Annotated in this window: 16 protein-coding genes; 6 read left to right on the forward strand and 10 right to left on the reverse strand. The window is 68.5% G+C overall.

What is annotated here, in order from left to right; translation table 11 throughout:
* Nucleotides 1-59: 59 nt before the first annotated feature.
* Nucleotides 60-1,262, reverse strand: coding sequence for an aminotransferase (locus CHB86_RS09935; protein WP_089232880.1), 1,203 nt, complete (start codon nt 1,260-1,262; stop codon nt 60-62).
* Between the two features lie 178 nt (nt 1,263-1,440).
* Here CHB86_RS09935 and yghX point away from each other — a divergent pair, with 178 nt between their 5' ends.
* A complete protein-coding gene (yghX, locus tag CHB86_RS09940; protein WP_089232881.1) occupies nt 1,441-2,328 on the forward strand; it encodes a YghX family hydrolase in 888 nt (295 codons plus the stop codon).
* Between the two features lie 112 nt (nt 2,329-2,440).
* On the opposite strand, the gene gpt is transcribed toward yghX, so the two are convergent.
* Together gpt and fabI are read right to left on the reverse strand one after the other, a co-directional pair.
* Entirely contained in the window at nt 2,441-2,956 is a 516-nt protein-coding gene (gene gpt / locus CHB86_RS09945; RefSeq protein WP_089232882.1) for a xanthine phosphoribosyltransferase, read from the reverse strand.
* 7 nt (nt 2,957-2,963) lie between these two features.
* Complete coding sequence (fabI, locus tag CHB86_RS09950; protein ID WP_089232883.1) at nt 2,964-3,782, reverse strand: enoyl-ACP reductase FabI; 819 nt, start codon at nt 3,780-3,782, stop codon at nt 2,964-2,966.
* Nucleotides 3,783-3,917: 135 nt separating this feature from the next.
* Here fabI and pdxH point away from each other — a divergent pair, with 135 nt between their 5' ends.
* The 3 genes from pdxH to CHB86_RS09965 all read left to right on the forward strand — a co-directional run bounded on the left by pdxH (nt 3,918) and on the right by CHB86_RS09965 (nt 5,763).
* Complete coding sequence (gene pdxH, locus CHB86_RS09955; protein WP_089232884.1) at nt 3,918-4,520, forward strand: pyridoxamine 5'-phosphate oxidase; 603 nt, start codon at nt 3,918-3,920, stop codon at nt 4,518-4,520.
* A 224-nt stretch (nt 4,521-4,744) separates the two neighbouring features.
* A complete protein-coding gene (locus CHB86_RS09960) occupies nt 4,745-5,281 on the forward strand; it encodes a cold-shock protein (protein ID WP_089233095.1) in 537 nt (178 codons plus the stop codon).
* A 2-nt stretch (nt 5,282-5,283) separates the two neighbouring features.
* Nucleotides 5,284-5,763: a DUF192 domain-containing protein gene (locus tag CHB86_RS09965; protein WP_089232885.1), complete on the forward strand. Its 480-nt coding sequence runs from the start codon at nt 5,284-5,286 to the stop codon at nt 5,761-5,763.
* A gap of 58 nt (nt 5,764-5,821) precedes the next feature.
* Here CHB86_RS09965 and CHB86_RS09970 read toward each other — a convergent pair whose 3' ends face one another.
* The 3 genes from CHB86_RS09970 to CHB86_RS09980 form a co-directional block, all read right to left on the reverse strand.
* Entirely contained in the window at nt 5,822-7,075 is a 1,254-nt protein-coding gene (locus CHB86_RS09970; RefSeq protein ID WP_089232886.1) for a glycosyltransferase, read from the reverse strand.
* 154 nt (nt 7,076-7,229) lie between these two features.
* A complete protein-coding gene (locus tag CHB86_RS09975; RefSeq protein WP_089232887.1) occupies nt 7,230-8,150 on the reverse strand; it encodes a glycosyltransferase family 2 protein in 921 nt (306 codons plus the stop codon).
* Nucleotides 8,151-8,177: 27 nt separating this feature from the next.
* The gene (locus CHB86_RS09980) at nt 8,178-9,599 is read right to left on the reverse strand and encodes a mannose-1-phosphate guanylyltransferase/mannose-6-phosphate isomerase (RefSeq protein ID WP_089232888.1); all 1,422 of its coding nucleotides are present in this window, start codon (nt 9,597-9,599) and stop codon (nt 8,178-8,180) included.
* 258 nt (nt 9,600-9,857) lie between these two features.
* On the opposite strand from CHB86_RS09980, the gene CHB86_RS09985 reads away from it, so the two are divergent.
* Together CHB86_RS09985 and CHB86_RS09990 are read left to right on the forward strand one after the other, a co-directional pair.
* A complete protein-coding gene (locus tag CHB86_RS09985; protein ID WP_176442833.1) occupies nt 9,858-10,682 on the forward strand; it encodes a sulfotransferase family 2 domain-containing protein in 825 nt (274 codons plus the stop codon).
* Nucleotides 10,683-10,713: 31 nt separating this feature from the next.
* A complete protein-coding gene (locus CHB86_RS09990) occupies nt 10,714-12,060 on the forward strand; it encodes an oligosaccharide flippase family protein (protein WP_176442834.1) in 1,347 nt (448 codons plus the stop codon).
* A gap of 6 nt (nt 12,061-12,066) precedes the next feature.
* On the opposite strand, the gene CHB86_RS09995 is transcribed toward CHB86_RS09990, so the two are convergent.
* Genes CHB86_RS09995 through CHB86_RS10010 form a run of 4 tightly spaced genes read right to left on the reverse strand, consistent with a single transcriptional unit; the run spans nt 12,067 to nt 16,311 of the window.
* Complete coding sequence (locus tag CHB86_RS09995) at nt 12,067-13,026, reverse strand: glycosyltransferase family 2 protein (RefSeq protein ID WP_089232891.1); 960 nt, start codon at nt 13,024-13,026, stop codon at nt 12,067-12,069.
* Nucleotides 13,023-13,856, reverse strand: coding sequence for a sulfotransferase family protein (locus tag CHB86_RS10000; RefSeq protein WP_245837878.1), 834 nt, complete (start codon nt 13,854-13,856; stop codon nt 13,023-13,025). Before CHB86_RS10000 ends, CHB86_RS09995 begins: the two co-directional genes overlap by 4 nt.
* A gap of 4 nt (nt 13,857-13,860) precedes the next feature.
* A complete protein-coding gene (locus CHB86_RS10005; protein ID WP_089232893.1) occupies nt 13,861-14,838 on the reverse strand; it encodes a glycosyltransferase family 2 protein in 978 nt (325 codons plus the stop codon).
* Nucleotides 14,839-16,311 carry an O-antigen ligase family protein gene (locus CHB86_RS10010; protein WP_089232894.1) on the reverse strand — a complete coding sequence of 491 codons (1,473 nt, stop codon included), beginning with the start codon at nt 16,309-16,311 and terminating at the stop codon, nt 14,839-14,841.
* Nucleotides 16,312-16,346: the final 35 nt, after the last annotated feature.

Here is a 16,346-nt window from a genome sequence, read left to right on the forward strand (position 1 = left end):
TCTCCTGCGGATCCGTGTCGCGCTTGTCTATGCGCCTGATCGCAGGGAGGCAAGCGCCCTCAGGCCGGGAAACCGACCTGTGAAAGCCGCTCGTAGAGTGCGCCGATCCCGGCGCGGTCGATGTTGGCATAGGCGATCCGCAGATGGCGGCTGCCGGTCGCGCCGCCCGGCGCCTCGCTCGCCGGCTCGAACATCGTGCCCGGCAGGCAGAGCACGCCCGCCCGGTCCACCAGCTCGGGGGCCAGCGCGTCGGAAGGCATCGCGAAGGGATGCTCGACATAGGCGAAATAGGCGCCGCAGCCGCGCAGCCGCCAGCCCCGATCGGCGAGCCCCCCGAAGCCCTCCACGATGGCCGCGCGCCGGTCGAGGATCTCGCGCCGCTCGCCGGCCAGCCAGTCGCCAAGGTGCCGGATGCCCCAGAGCGCCGCCCGCTGGCCGACCTGGCTGGGGCAGATGGTGACGCTGTCGATGAACTTCTCCACCTCGGAAAGGCGCGCCGGCGAACTGACCAGCGCACCCACCCGGTGCCCGGTGAGCCGGTAGGCCTTGGAGAAGCTGTAGAGGTGGATCACCGTGTCCTCCCAGTCCGGGTCGGAGAAGAGCCCGTGCGGCGCACCGGGGTCCGGATGAAAGTCGCGATAGGTCTCGTCGATCACCAGCGCCAGACCGTGCGCGCGGGCGAGGTCGCGGAAAGCGGCAATCGTTTCAGGCGGATAGGCAACGCCCGTTGGGTTGTTCGGCGTGACAAGCACGATCGCCCGGGTGCGGCTTGTGATCCGCGCGGCCGCGGCGTCCGGATCGGGCACGAGGTCGTCTCCGCTGGGCAAGGGCGCCGCGCGCACGGAGGACATGTCGAGCCACATCTTGTGGTTGAAGTACCAGGGCACCGGCAGCAGAACCTCGTCGCCGGGGCCGGCGAGGGTCGCGATGGCGGCGGCAAAGGCCTGGTTGCAGCCGGAGGTGATCGCCACCTGTGCCGGCGCGACGGCGCTGCCATAGATGCCGGCGATCTGTCCCGCCAGCGCTTCCCTCAAGTCCGGCAGGCCAAGGTCGGGGCCGTAGAGATGCGCGCCGGCCTCCTCCATCACCGCCCGCGCCATCGCCTCGCGCAGGGGCAGGGGGGGCGTCGCCACCGGCGCGGCCTGGCTGACGTTGATCAGGGGGCGGTCGTCGGGAAACTGCCGGCCGGCGATCCAGCGGGCGGACTCCGGCACCGGAGATACCGCCGTCGCGGCCATGGCTGGGTTCAGGGGCATGGGCATCGGCGGGGCTCCTTCGGTCCTTGCCCTGTCTAGCAGCGCGGGCACCGTCCCGAAAGGGTCCTGCTGCGGCGCGGCGAAGGCGGCTTCTGCGCACCCTCAACACGATTTGGTGACGGGCGTCGCGCGGCCGGATTCCGGTGCTACAGTCCGCCCGGACACCCTCGCCAAGGAGCGCGACATGACCCGCAAGAAGGCAACCGATTTTCATCCCAAGCTATTGGAACTTTACGACGGCTATGCCCACGGGCAGCTGACCAAGCGCGAATTCCTGCGTCAGGCGGCGCATTACACCGCCGCCGGCGTGACCGCGGCCGCGGTGCTGCAGAGCATGCGGCCGAACTATGCCCTCGCCCAGCAGGTGGCGGAGGACGACCCGTCGATCGAGACCATGATCGCGGAATACGACAGCCCCGAGGGGCACGGCACCATTCGCGGCCTGATGGCCAAACCCGCCGGCGCCAGCGGCCCGCTTCCGGCGGTGCTGGTGATCCACGAGAACCGGGGCCTCAACCCCTATATCGAGGACGTCGTGCGCCGGACTGCCAAGGCGGGCTACCTCGCCTTCGGACCCGACGGGCTCACGCCGCTCGGCGGCTATCCCGGCAATGACGACGACGGCCGCGCCATGCAGCAGACGCTCGACGGCGCCAAGCTGATGGAGGATTTCTTCGCCGCTTTCGAATTCTTGCGCGACCACGAGGGCTCGACCGGAAAGGTCGGCGCGGTGGGCTTCTGCTACGGCGGCGGCGTCTGCAACGCGCTGGCGGTGGCCTATCCCGAGATGGCCGCCTCCGTGCCCTTCTACGGGCGCCAGCCGGAAGCGGCGCAGGTGCCGTCGATCCAGGCGCCGCTGCTGCTGCACTACGGCGGGCTCGACGAACGGGTCAATGCCGGCTGGCCCGCCTACGAGGAGGCGCTGCAGGCGAACGGCAAGGCCTACGAGGCGCATATCTACGAGGGCGCCAACCACGGCTTCCACAACGACTCGACCCCACGCTACGACGAGGCGGCGGCGACCCTGGCGTGGGATCGCACGCTGGCGCATTTCGCGGCCAACCTGGCCTGATCAGACCAGGTCAGGCAGCTTTTCCTGGTGGAAATATCCTCGGGGGGAGGCTGCCCCGAACGGGGCAGACGGGGGGCAGACGGCCCCCCTTCGGCCTTTGCCGCCTGAGCCGTCAGTCGGTGCCGCGATAGGGCTCGACGTATTGCAGGGCCATGTCCCAGGGAAAGAAGATCCAGGTGTCCTGGCTCACTTCGGTGATGAAGGTGTCCACCATCGGCCGGCCCTTGGGCTTGGCGTATACGGTGGCGAAATGCGCCTTGGGATAGAGCTTGCGGACCAGCTCCAGCGTCTTGCCGCTGTCCACGAGGTCGTCGATCACCAGGATGCCCTCGCCGTCGCCCATCATCGCCTCGTCCGGCGCCTTGAGCACGACCGCATCCATCTGGTGCTGGTGGTTGTAGGACTTCACCGAGATCGTATCGACCATCCGCACGTCGAGCTCGCGGGCGATGATCATCGCCGGCGCCATGCCGCCCCGGGTGATCGCGACGATCGCCTTCCAGGCGCCGCCTTCCATCGGCCCGTGGCCGTCGAGACGCCAGGCGAGCGCGCGGCTGTCGCGGTGGATCTGATCCCAGCTGATGTGGAATCCCTTTTCGTGGGGCAGGCGGTCGGGGCGCTGGCTCATCGGGGTCTCACTTCCTTCCGGTGGTGACGTCGATATCCGGGGCATCGACGGCCTTCATGCCGACGCTGTGATAGCCGGCGTCCACGTGGTGCAGCTCGCCCGTGACGCCCGCGCCGAGATCCGACAGCAGGTAGAGGGCCGAATTGCCGACGTCCTGGATCGTCACGTTGCGGCGCAGCGGCGAGTTCAGCTCGTTCCACTTCAGGATGTAGCGGAAATCGCCGATGCCGCTGGCGGCCAGCGTCTTGATCGGGCCGGCCGAGATCGCGTTGACCCGGATGCCGTCCTTGCCGAGGTCCTCGGCGAGGTAGCGCACGCTGGCCTCCAGCGCGGCCTTGGCGACACCCATCACATTATAGTGTGGCATCACCCGCTCGGCGCCGAGGTAGCTGAGCGTCAGGCAGCAGCCGCCGTTCTTCATCAGCTTCTCGGCCCGCTGCACCACGGAGGTGAAGGAATAGACCGAGACATCCATGGTCATGTTGAAATTGGCCCGGCTGGTGTCGACGTAGCGGCCGCGAAGCTCGTTCTTGTCGGAAAAGCCGATGGCGTGAACCACGAAGTCGAGCGAGCCCCAGGCCTCTTCCAGCTGTGCGAAGACGGCATCCACGGAGGCATCGTCCATCACGTCGCAATCGGCGAGCTGGGTCACGCCCAGTTGCTCTGCCAGCGGCAGCACCCGCTTGCGGAAGGCATCGCCCTGGTAGGTCAGCGCCAGTTCGGCGCCGGCATCTGCGCAGGCGCGCGCAATTCCCCAGGCGATGGACTTGTCATTGGCCAGCCCCATAATGAGGCCACGCTTGCCCGCCATAAGACCCGTCGTCATCTGTCCCTCCGCCGCTCGGATTTCCTTTCGGCCCCTTTACGGCAAGCGGCATGGGCAGGGCAAGAGCGACGGAAGGCACTGGAAATGCCCGTGCATCGCGTGTAGCCCGGGCTCCGCAAGGCAGGAGAGACCCCGATGAGCGACCGAACCGGCATCTTCGCAGGCGACGATCCCTTCGCGCTGGCCCGAGACTGGCTGGCCGAGGCGGAGGCCAGGGAAGTGAACGATCCCAACGCGATCGCGCTCGCCACGGTCGACGAGGGGGGCATGCCCAATGTCCGGATGGTGCTGCTCAAGGAGATCGAGGCCGATACCTTCGTCTTCTACACCAACTACGGCAGCGCCAAGGCGGCCGAGCTGGAGCAAGCCGGCAAGGCGGCCTTCGTCGCCCACTGGAAAAGCCTTCGCCGGCAGATCCGGGTGCGCGGCACGGTGGAGCGCGAAGAAGGGCCGCAGGCCGATGCCTATTTCGCCTCCAGGTCTCTGAAATCCCGGCTGGGGGCCTGGGCGTCGCACCAGAGTCAGCCGCTTGCGTCGCGCGCGTCACTTATGGCCGAAGTGGCCCGCGTCACGGCAAAACACGGCACCAACCCGCCGCGTCCGCCATTCTGGGGCGGTTTCCGGCTGCGGCCGACCGAGATCGAATTCTGGGCCGATGGCGCGTTTCGCCTTCACGATCGTTTCCAGTGGCGGAAATCTGCCCAGGGTTCATGGGAAGTTCGTCGGCTACAGCCGTGAAATCTGTCGAAAATGTGTTTTTTCATCATCAATCTTGGTCATTTCGTGGCATGTGCGTTGAAACGAAGGCCAAAGCTTGAAACGATGGGTATCATGCCCTAACCATCGAAGCTCTGAATTGATTGTTTCCATTTGCGTCACGCTTTTCCCCGAAAGAACTTTGATTGGTGTAGTGTTAGAAAACCGAAGGCCCGTAATCGGGAGTGTACAAAGGTGACCCGCTGGTGACCGCGAAAGACGAGACTGGAAACGCGTGGCCGGTAAACGGCCGTGTAAAATGGTTTGACCCCAGCAAGGGGTTTGGCTTCGTGGTCGCCGAAGAGGGCGGTCCGGACATTCTGCTTCATGCGAATGTGCTCAGAAATTTCGGGCAATCTTCCGTTGCCGACGGGGCTCTTATCGAGATCCTCGTACAGCAGACCGCGCGCGGCATGCAGGCGGTCGAGGTGCGCACGATCACCCCGCCCGACGAGGACGACGGCCCGCCGCTGGAAGATGCGGCCGCCATCACGGCCGAGGAAATCGCCGCCCTGCCGCTGGAGCCCGCGAGGGTGAAGTGGTTCGACAAGGGCAAGGGCTTCGGCTTTGCCAACGTGTTCGGCCGCAACGAGGATATCTTCGTGCATGTCGAGGTGCTGCGCCGTTCCGGGTTGGCCGACCTGCAGCCGGGTGAGGCGGTTGGCCTGCGCGTGGTCGAGGGCCGTCGAGGCCGAATGGCCATAGAGGTTGCGGCCTGGGAACGCGCGATCAGGGATAGCTGAAGATGTCTGCAGGGTGGGGCAGGAAGGCGATCCTGGCGCTCGTCGCGGCGGCTCTGCCCGCCGTTGCGAGCGCGGAATGCGCCGAGGACCAGATCGACCTGCGCGGCGACTGGGGCAGTGCGCGCTTCTCCGTCGAGGTCGCCGATGACAACGAGGAACGTGCCCGCGGCCTGATGTTCCGCGAGTCGCTGCCCCGGTCCGCCGGCATGCTGTTTATCTATCCGCAGCCGCAGCACGCGAGCTTCTGGATGAAGAACACGCTGATCCCGCTCGACATGATCTTCGCCGATGCCCACGGCGTCGTGACCCGCGTGCATTCGGAGGCGATTCCGGGCGACCTCACGCCGATCGACGGCGGCCCCGGCGTGGTGGCGGTGCTGGAGATCAACGGCGGGCTGGCCGAGGCGTTGAACATCGCGCCCGGCACCCAGATGCGCCACCCCGCCCTTGGAGAGGACGCCGCCTGGTCCTGCGCGGACTGAGACGCGCTGGCGGCGTTTCGCAAACGCGCGGCTCGGCCTATCAGGACCGAAATGGATCTTATTGGCGGGCTGGCCCGGCCATGTCTCCCCGAAACAACCCGGCCAGCCGTTCCGCTTCGCGTTCGGTGGAGAATTCATCGATCACCTGCGCGCGTCCGGCCTCTCCCATGGAGCGCATCCGGTCCGGATCGTCCAAAAGGCGCAGAAGCGCGTCGGCGAAGGCGTCCGCATCCCCTGAAGTCACGGCAAGTCCGCTCACGCCGTCCTCGACCAGTTCCTGAACCCCGCCAACGCGCGTCGCGACGACCGGCAGGCGCGCCGCCATCGCCTCCATCAACACCACCGGCACCCCCTCGGCGAAGGAGGGCAGAACGAACAGGTCCGCATCCGCCAGCGCGGCAGCCACCTCCTCCTGGCTGCGATACCCGGCAAAGGCCACCTGCCGCGAAACGCCGAGATGTTCCGCCTCGGTTTCCAACCGGGCCCGCTCAGGGCCATCGCCAATCAGGGTCAGGTGGGCTTCCGGGTGCTGCGCGGCCACCGCCTTGAACGCCTCCAGAAGCACCGGCACCCCCTTGACCGCCGCCAGTCGCCCGACAAACAGCAGCCGCTTGCCGGTTCGTTCCCGCGCTCCGGTATCGTAGAGTGCCGGATCGACGCCGCAGTGGATCACCTTGAGACGGTCCCAATGCTCGGGCGCGGCAAAGATCATGGCCTGGCTTCGGCAGAACCGGCTGATGCAGGCCACGAAGCGCGCCCGGGCGATCTTCTCGTCGATCCGCCAATGCTTCGGCGCATAGAAGATCGTCGGCCCGTGCAGGGTGAAACTGTAGGGAATGCCGGACAATTCGCTGGCCAGCATGGCGACGCTGCAGGCGGAGTGCCCGAAATGGCAGTGCAGGTGCGTTATGCCCCGCTGGCGCAGGTGGCGCGCCAGGACCGCGGCCTCGACGAGGTAGAATGCCTGGTAGAGCATGGCCCGCAAGCCCGGTGGCCGGCTGCGCCAGGCGAGCGCCGCTGCCCGCAGCCACCGCGCGGGCCGGGCCAATGCAGTCAGTTGCGCGGAGATCAGCGCCAGGGGAGACCGCGCGGCGCCCAGGACGTAGAAGGTCGACGCCGCCGCCTGCCGCTCCTGCGGCCCAAGGTGATGAAGCGCCGGATCCGTCCGCCGGATCGAGCAGGTCTCGACCTCGAAGCCCAGCCGCCGCAGGGCGAGCACCTCCCGCAGGATGAAGGTGTGAGACACCGCCGGGTATTCGCTGGTCAGGTAGGCGAGGCGCGGCAGGGCCTTCGATTGCGGGCGGTCGTCCATGAGGGTCCTTCGATGCGGGCGACGGCACCTTGCGACGCGGCAGGGGCGGAGGTCCATCGCAAAACGGCCCATACCCGTCTTCTTGGGGAAAATACCCTCGGGGGGAGCCCCGGAACGGGGCGCGGGGGGCAGACGGCCCCCTATCCGCCGCAGATCATCCGCGCCCGAGCTTGCCGTACAGGTAGCGCCAGAGCCCCTGCGGATGATAGCGCAGCGCCGCACCGATCGCGCGCACGGCCGGCAGGATGTGCCCCTGTTTCAGATGTCCGGCCGCTTCGCTGGGCAAGCCCGGCCCATAGGTCGCGATCCAGCGCCGCCGGCCCGCTTCAAGGGCGGCCTTCAGCTCCGGGTCGTCCGCGACAAGTGCACGGTTGCGCTCCAGCAGGTCGAGGCTGGCCTTGAGCAGCCTGGCACGATTGCGGGTGATGTTGCGGCCGTGGCGGCGATATTCGACGATCAGCGCCGGGTGGGCATGAACCTCGAAGACCCGCGCCATGCGCAGGTAGATGTCCAGATCCTCGCAGCCCGACCGAAGCGCGGTGTCGAAGGGGCCGGTCGCCTCGAAGGCCGCGCGGCGGAACATCACGGTGGAGGGCGGCACGAAGGAATGCCCGGCCAGCAGGGTGGCAAAGCTGCAGGTGCCGGGACTGCCGAGGCGCTTATCGGGGCTGGTCCGGGTGCCGGCGGCGTCGATCGGCGTGGCGCATCCGGCGACGAAGGCCGCCTGCGGGTATGCGGACAGGAGACGCAGCCCCGTGGCGAGGTTCTCCGGCAGCATCCGGTCGTCATCGTCGAGAAACACCACCGCGTCCGACTGCACCGCGGCGAGCCCGGTGTTGCGGGCGGCGCTCAGTCCCTGGTTCTCCTGCCGGATCACCCGCACGCCGGGATGGCTGCGCGCGGTCTGCCCGCTGGAATCAGTCGAGCCGTCATCGACCACGATCACCTCGTCCGGCACCCGGCTCTGCGCGAAGACGGAGGCGAGCGCCGCGCCAAGGAAGCGTTCGCCGTTGAACACGGCGAGGACGACAGCGACCGTCTCCGGGGCAGGAAAGGTGCGGGGGCGGTCAGGCAGGGCGAAGTCTCCAGGTGGGGCGGGGCGTCAGCCCCTGCCGTAGACATCCTCGTAGCGCTGGATGTCGTCCTCGCCGAGATAGGCCCCGGTCTGGACCTCGATCAGGTACATCGGCAGCTTTCCCGGGTTGGCCATGCGGTGCACGGTGCCGAGCGGAATGTAGACCGACTGGTTCTCGGTCACCAGTTTGACCTGGTCGCCGATCGTCACTTCGGCCGTGCCGGACACAACGATCCAGTGCTCCGACCGGTGATGGTGGCTCTGCAGGCTCAGCACCCCGCCGGGGTGCACCATGATCCGCTTCACCTGGAACCGGGTGTCGATGCAGAGCGTCTCGTACCAGCCCCAGGGACGGTGGAATCGCGGGTAATCGTCGGCCTGGTCGACGCCACCGGCGCGCAGGGTCGAGACCAGTCCCTTGACCTCCTGCACCCGGCTCTTGTCGGCCACGAGCACCGCATCGCGCATCGCCACCGCGACGACCCCGTCGAGCCCCAGCCCCACGAGTTGCAGCCCAGGCTCCTCGGACCGCAGGTAGCTGTCGCGGCAATCGACGGCCGTGACCGGCCCCCGGATGGCCAGCCCGTCCTCGTCGGGGCTCTCGGCCGCCCAGATCGCATCCCAGGCGCCAAGATCGGACCAGGCGCAGTCGAGCGGCACGGCGGAGACCCGGCCGGCCTTTTCCATCACGGCGTAGTCGAAGGAGATCGACGGCGACCCGGCGTAGGAGTCAGGGTCCAGCCGGAACAGGTTCAGATCCTCGCGGCCGCGATCCAGAGCGGCGCGGGCGGGGGCGACGAGGTCCGGTGCATGGGCCTCGAAGGCCGCGATCACGTCGGCGGCGCGGAACAGGAAGATCCCGGCGTTCCAGAGATAGGTGCCCGCTTCGAGGAACTTCGCTGCCGTGGCGACATCGGGCTTCTCGCGGAAGCTGGACACCGGCAGGGCGGCGCCGGTCCCGTCGGGCTTGCGGGCGATCTCGAGATAGCCATAGCCGGTTTCCGGCCGGTCCGGCGTCACCCCAAAGGTGACCAGCGCGCCGCTGCGGGCGGCTTCGGCGCCGCGGTCCACCGCATGCAGGAAACCGGGCAGGTCGGCGATCACGTGGTCGGACGGGGCAACCAGCATCAGCCCTTCGTCGCCGTCGTCCTGCGCCACGATGAGGGCCGCGACGAGGATGGCCGGAGCGGTGTCCCGCAAGCAGGGCTCGACCACAACCTGCGCATCCGAGAGCCCGATGCCGGCGGCCTGTTGCGAGGCGAGGAAGCGGAATTCCTCATTGGTCATCACGAGCGGGCGGGTGAAGCGCGGGCCGGTGAGGCGGCGCAGCGTCGCCTGGTAGAGACTGCTCTCTCCCAGCAGCGGCGCGAACTGCTTGGGGTAGCCCTTGCGCGACGAGGGCCACAGACGTGTGCCGGAGCCACCACAGAGAATGACGGGATGGATCATGGCGAAACCCTCTTGCCTGTACTTTCAAATCAATTGCCTGCGTGGGTGCTTTCCTTGCCCGCGCTGGCACAGGGTTAACCGCAGCTTGCCCGCGTCCGCTACCGGTCCGACCGGATTGCGGGCCACAATTTTCGAGGTGTGATGGTTCCGCCATCGTGGTAGCGGTCGGGCAGGGGGCGCATCGCCGCGAGGCGGTGACGGGGCTCTGGTCCGGGCGCAATGGCCGGGCCGCGGGACGCAGGCAGAACACGGCAGGCGATGGACGGCAGCGACGCAATGGTAGCGGCCCGCGGGATCGGGCAGGGCAGTGAGGACGGGCGGCACGAGGCCCGGATGAACGGCCTGCCGCGCCGCTTGATGGCCGCGCTGCCGCCGGAAGTCCACAAGGCCTATTACCGACTGCGCGACCCGGAGTATTACGGGAAACTCCAGAGCCTGCGCACGCGGGAGATCTCGCCGGACTACCCTGTGACGCTTGCACCGATGATCGCGCGGCGCGCCGTCTTCGTCCACATCCCGAAATGCGCGGGCCTGTCCGTGGCCGATGCGCTTTTCGGTTGCCGCGGCGGCGGGCATCTGCCGATCACGGCCTATCGCCTGGCCCTGACGGGGCGGGAATTCCGGGAGTTCTTCAAGTTCACCTTCGTGCGCAACCCCTGGGACAGGGTGCATTCGGCCTATCGGTTTCTCAAGGCCGGCGGGCTGGTGCCCGAGGATGCCGCGCGGGCGGAGCGTATCATCGTGCCCTTTCCGGATTTCGACGCCTTCCTGCGCGGCTTCATCGCCGGGGGGGACATCTGGAGCGCCGTGCATTTCCGGCCGCAACATGCCTTTGTCTGCCTGACCGGGCGGTCCGCGCCGGCCGTGGATTTCGTGGGGCGCTACGAACGGCTGGAGGACGACTACCGCCATGTCTGTGACCGGATCGGGGTGGAGGCGCGGCTGGCCCGGCTGAACCCGACCGGCGGCAGCGAGGGCGACTACCGCCGCGCCTACAGCGACGCGACCGCCGAGATCGTCGCCCGCGCCTATGCCCGGGACGTGGAGCTCTTCGGCTACAGCTTCGACGGCGGTGCCTCGTGATGGTTGCGGTCCCGCGATGCGGAGGGTGGGCGTGAGCGACCTGGGGATCGGCGAGAGCGTCCGGGCGCGGGCCTGGCGCGGCACCCTGCTTGTCTTCGTGCAGTTCGGCGGCGCGCAGGTGCTGCGTCTCGCCTCCAACCTCCTTCTGACGCGGCTGCTCTTCCCGGAGGCATTCGGCCTTATGGCGCTGGTGCAGGTCTTCCTCAACGGGCTGAACCTGTTTTCCGACACCGGGGTGCGCCCGCTGATCGTGCAGAGCGGGCGGGGCGACGATCCGGACTTTCTCAACACGATCTGGACGGTGCAGGTGGCGCGCGGACTTCTGCTCTGGCTCTTGACGCTGGCGATCGCGGGGCCGGCCGCGGCGCTCTACGAGGCGCCGGATATTGCGCTGATCCTGCCGGTCTCCGGGCTGGCGCTGCTGGTGAACGGCTTCGTGCCGACGGCGCTGCACACCGCGCATCGGCATCTGCGGCTGGGGCAGGTGACGGCGATCCAGCTTGGCTGCCAGGCCTTGACGCTCGTCATCATGGCGGTTCTCGCCGTCACCCTGCGGTCGGTCTGGGCGCTGGTGATCGGCACGCTGATCGGCGAGGTGATCCGGACGCTCGCCTGGTGGATCTTTCTGCCCGATGCGAAGAACCGCTTCCGGCTGGAACGCGCGGCCCTCGGCAATGCCTTCGGGTTCGGGCGCTACATCTTCATCGGCACGGCTGCCGGGTTCGTCATCGCCCAGGGCGACCGGGCGATCCTTGGCGCGCACCTGAGCCTCGGGGAACTCGGCGTCTACAACGTGGCCTTCTTCCTCGCCAGCGTGCCGCTTCTGCTGACCCGTGCCGTCAGCAGCAAGATCGTGCTGCCGCTCTACCGGGTGCGGCCGATGTCCGGCGATCCGTCCGGGCGGGCCGCGATCTTTCGGGCGCGGCGGATGCTGACCGCTGCGGCGCTGCTGGCGGCGGCGGTGATGGCCTTCGGCGGGCCGCTGATCGTCGATCTGCTCTACGATCCCCGCTTCGCCGATGCGGGGCCGACGCTGAGCCTCTATGCCCTGACACTGGTGCCGCCGCTGGCGCTGAACTCGGTCGGATCGCTGCTCCTGGCGGAGGGCGATTCGGCCCGGAACGCTGTGTTGCAGATCGTGACTGCGGTGCTGCAGACGGGGTTGATGTTCGCGGGCATCGACCTTGCGGGCGTGGTCGGCGCGATCGCGGCGATCGGGCTGGCGGTGTTGCTGACGCTGCCGATGCGGGTGGCCTATGCCCGTCGGTACAATGCCTGGGACCCGGTGCAGGATGTCTGGATGACCCTCGCGGGACTGGCGATCTGCGCCGCCGGCGTGGCGATCAACTGGGACCGGATCGCGCCGCTCCTCCCCTGAAGCCGGTTACTTGTATTCCACCAGAGAGCTGCGCTGCTTGCCGAGACGGCGGAGCCGGTAGCCAATGGCGCCCTGCGCCTCGGCGATCTTGCCGACGGTCAGCAGCGTGGCTTCGGCGAGGCCACGAGACCGCGCGAGGCGCTGGATCTGGAGCGGATAGGCCAGGGCGAGGAGCAGGAACCAAGGCGAGATGGCGAGCGTCAGCACCAGGGTCGCCAGCGGCAGCGCCGCGCCCCACAGGAGGCAGCGGCGGAGCTGCGGGACGTAGTGCCGTTCCGGTGGTGCGCCATGGCGCGCGGCGCCCTCGGCATAGGCGTGACCCGCGCGGCGGGCGCGCTGCCAGAACTGCGCGAACCGGGTGATGCCGGCGTCGTGGCGCGTCATCTCCGCGTCGAGCCGCCGGACCTTCCAGCCAGCGGCCCGCAGGCGGATGCAGAGATCGGGCTCCTCCCCCGCGATCATCGTCGGATCGAACCCGCCGACCGCCCGGAACGCGGCGCTGCGCATCATGGAATCGCCCCCGCAGGCCCGCGCGCGGCCGACTGGCGTGTCCCACTCCCGGTCGATCATCCGGGTGTAGACAGACGCTTCCGGGTGCCGCTCCCGCCGTCGTCCGCAGGCTACGGCAAGCTCCGGCTCGGTGGCGAAGGCGGCGCGGGCGGTGGCGATCCAGCCCGGCACCAACGTGCAATCGCCGTCGATGAACTGGATCAGCTCGGGCAGGCCGATCTCCCCGAGGGCATCGACGCCGGCGTTGCGGGCGCGGGCGGCGGTGAAGGGCTGGGCGGGGTCGAGTTCCACCACCTCGGCGCCTGCCGTCCGCGCAACCGCGACGGAGTCGTCCATCGAGCCGGAATCGACATAGACGACCCGCCCGACCTCTCCCGCGAGCGAGGCAAGGCAGGCGGCGAGGTGCGCGCCCTCGTTGCGGCCGATGACGACGGCGGCGACCTCGGGCGCGCTCACGGAACGGCCTCGAAATCGACTGCCGGATCGCCGGGGAAAAGCTCGGCCAGGTGCGCCTGATCCTCGGCGAAGATGCTCTCAAGGCGCGTGCGCAGGCGCTCCGGCAGGTCGGGTCGGCCGCGCATCTGCCGGCCCTCGCGGATCCGGGTGCGGACGGCCTTTGGCACGAGGCTCCTGCGCAGCGCCTTTGCCACCGGGTTGTCGACGATCAGGCCGTGCATCGGCAGCCGCCGGACGCGCTCGGCGGAGACGTTCTGCGCCCCAAGCTTGGCGTTCCAGCGCAGGTCCGGCTTCCCGAGGAAATTGCCGACGCGGGAGAGCGTTCCCTGCGGGTCGGCCTGCATCCACTCCAGCCGCAAAAGCAGGATCGAGTCGCGCCCGTAGCGGGACACGAAGGGTGCGAGTTGCATCCCGTAGCGGCTGTAGGCGGCAAGCTCCGGCGTGCTCTCGAAGGCCGCGACCGGATCGTCGGGCAGCAGACCCTGCGACCAGTCGTGGATGTAGTGCGAGATCGCCCGCTCCAGCGGGTCGCGCATCAGGTAGATGAACCGGGGCTGGTCGAGGCGCGCTGCCATGCGGTCGAGGGTGTCGGGATAGGTCGGCAGCTTGGTGTAATGGGTCGACGCCTCTCCGGTCAGGTCGCCGGGGGCCGCGGCGTCGAACAGGCCGGAATACCAGGCCTCGCCGCGGGCAAAGATCGCGTCGTCGGAGAAGTAGTTCGGTTCCTTCGGCGTCGTCATGTAGATGCCCGGCTGGGCGGCGAGTTGCGCCTGCAGGGTCGAGGTGCCGCATTTCATCGCGCCGATGATCAGGAAGTCGGGGGCCGCCATCGGATCACTCGCCCGGTGCATGCCGTGGCCCGAGCGGGCGGGTGGCGTTGATCCAGATGTCGCGCGCCTCGGCCTCGGCGGCGCGATGCCGCGGCTTGCCGAAGAGGATACGTCCCTGCGCCAGCAGCCGACCCAGCAGCCAGGCGAGATTGGCGGAGATCATCCCTGTCCAGCCGCCGGTCTGGTAGAGGAACCGCGTGCGCGAGGCGTAATAATAGGCTGGGAGGCGTTTCTTTTGCGAGATCAGCGTCTTGACAGGTCCGCTGCCGCCGCGGTGATGGACGCAGCGCGCCTCCGGGACGTGCACCAGCGCCCAGCCGGCCCGCCGGGCGCGGTGGCAATACTCGGCATCCTCGAAATAGAGGAAATAGCCTTCGTCCATCGGGCCGATCGCCTCGACCATGGCGCGGCGCAGCAGGATGCAGGCAAAGCTCGCCCATTGGATCTCCGCCGGCGCGGGGGCGGGGCCGATGGCGACCTCGTGGGATTTCAGGAGCGCCGTGACGGGGCCGGAGCCCGCGCCGCGGATCAACTCGCTCGCCGCGCCCGGGAAGCGGAAGCTGGAGGTCTGCACCGTGCCGTCCTCGCCTTCCAGCCGCGGCGCGAAAAGGCCGGCCTCGGGGCGTATTTCGGCGGCGGCGAGCAGGGCGGCGAGGCAGCCGGGACGCAGCTCTGCGTCGGAATTGAGCACAAGGGTGAACTCGCTGTCGCAGGCCGCCATGCCGCGATTGTGACCGCCGGAAAAACCGGTGTTTTCGGTCGAGCGGACCAGGTCGACCGGCGCGTCAGGATGCGCGGCGATCCAGTCGGCGATTGCTTCGGCCGATCCGTCGCCGGAGGCATTGTCGACGATGATGATGCGGCCGTCCGTCGCTGGGCGGTCCGCGTCGCCTGCGAGATCGGCGAGGACAGAGCGGAGGCAGGCCAGGGTCAGCGCTGCGGTGCGGTAATTGATGATGGAAATCGTGACGTAGGCGCGCATTCAGGTCTTTCGCTGCGGTTGCCAGGTCGAGGTCGTCTTTCGCACCGGCGTGTAGGGCGAGCGTGGCGTCGCGGAAGCCTGTGGCGCCGGCTGCGCGGCAGCCGCGGGTTGCAGCTCCATCCGCCCGGCAAGGGCGCCCGCGAGCATCCAGGTGAGCGGCGTGATCCCGGCATTTGGGAGCAGGTCGATCAGGTTGGCAGTCAACGCCAGGGCGAGCGCGATTGCAAGTCCCTGGGCCTTGGGGTCGTCGAGGTGCCGCCGCCGGAACGCCAGTTGCAGCACCGGCAGGCACAAGAGCCCGAACATGGCGAGGTAGCGGGCCCAGCCGCCCTGCGAGAGCGTGATGATCCAGAAGCCGTCGCTGGTGGTGCGGTCGATCCCGCGCTCGTCATAGACCCGCCAGCGTCCCCATTCGCCCCAGCCGAAGAGCGGCTTCTCGGAGACCCGCTCAAGCAGCATGTTCTCGTTCCGCAGCCGGCCATTGAAGGACTTGGCCCTGTCGGCGTCGATCTGTTCGGTAACGGCGGCGATCTGGTCCACCGCCACCAGACCCGATCCGCGCAGCATCGGGTAGCCAAGCACCGCGAGCGTGATCGCCGCGACAAGGACAAGCTGCACGCGACGGCCAAAGATCAGCGCGATCGGGGCGAAAATGATCGACAGGACCAGCGCGCCGAGCGACTTGGAGACGGCCTGCGTGGCAAAGATCCAGGCCGCGGCGGCCAGAAGCCGGACCTTCTGGCCTCCATCGCTGATCCGGGCGTACCCCAGCGTGGCCACCAGGGCGCTGGTGAAGAAGATCGCGAGCCATAGCCCGTGCTGCAGGAACACCACCGGCCGGTAGCCGTCGCCCCGGATGTGCTGCAGCCAGGAATGCGGGAAGAAGCCGTAGACCATGCGGTTGAGTTGCGGCGACATACGCACCTCGAAGAGCGCCAGCAACGTGTAGGCGAGCGCGGCGAAGACGAGCACGCGGATCATGCGTTCCTGGTCCTCGGTCGCTGCGATGTATTTCCGGGCGAGCAGGAAGGGCAGGATCGTGCCGAGACTGCCCAAGATCTGCGCCATCGCGTCCTTCAGCGTCATCCCCGGCAGGGACCTGTCGGCAAGGCGCAGCGGCTCGCTGTTGGTGAGCGTCGTGCCGAGCGCGCCCACGACCAACAGGAGCAGGCAGAGCCTCAGGGCGTTGCTGGCGGGAAGCCAGCCGGCAAGGCTCGTGGGCGGTGCGATCCGTGCCATCGCGGGCGTCGGGCGCGGGGCCATGAGCACCAGCAGCAGTCCGGCAACGGCGGAAGCCAGGCGCTTCTCGTAGGGCGGGAGCAGCGGCAGGTTCACCGAGATCGCGGGCGGCACGAGGAGATAGCCGCCGATCATCGCCAGCGACAGCCCGGTGGCCAGCGGCAGCCTGCGAAACGCGAGCACGCAGAACACGGGCCAGGCCCAGAGCACGACAAGGGCGAAGGTGTTGGGCATGGCCCCCCTCTGAAGGATCCGCGGGCAACATAGAC

This window comes from Tropicimonas sediminicola, from assembly GCF_900188335.1.
Taxonomy (GTDB): domain Bacteria; phylum Pseudomonadota; class Alphaproteobacteria; order Rhodobacterales; family Rhodobacteraceae; genus Tropicimonas; species Tropicimonas sediminicola.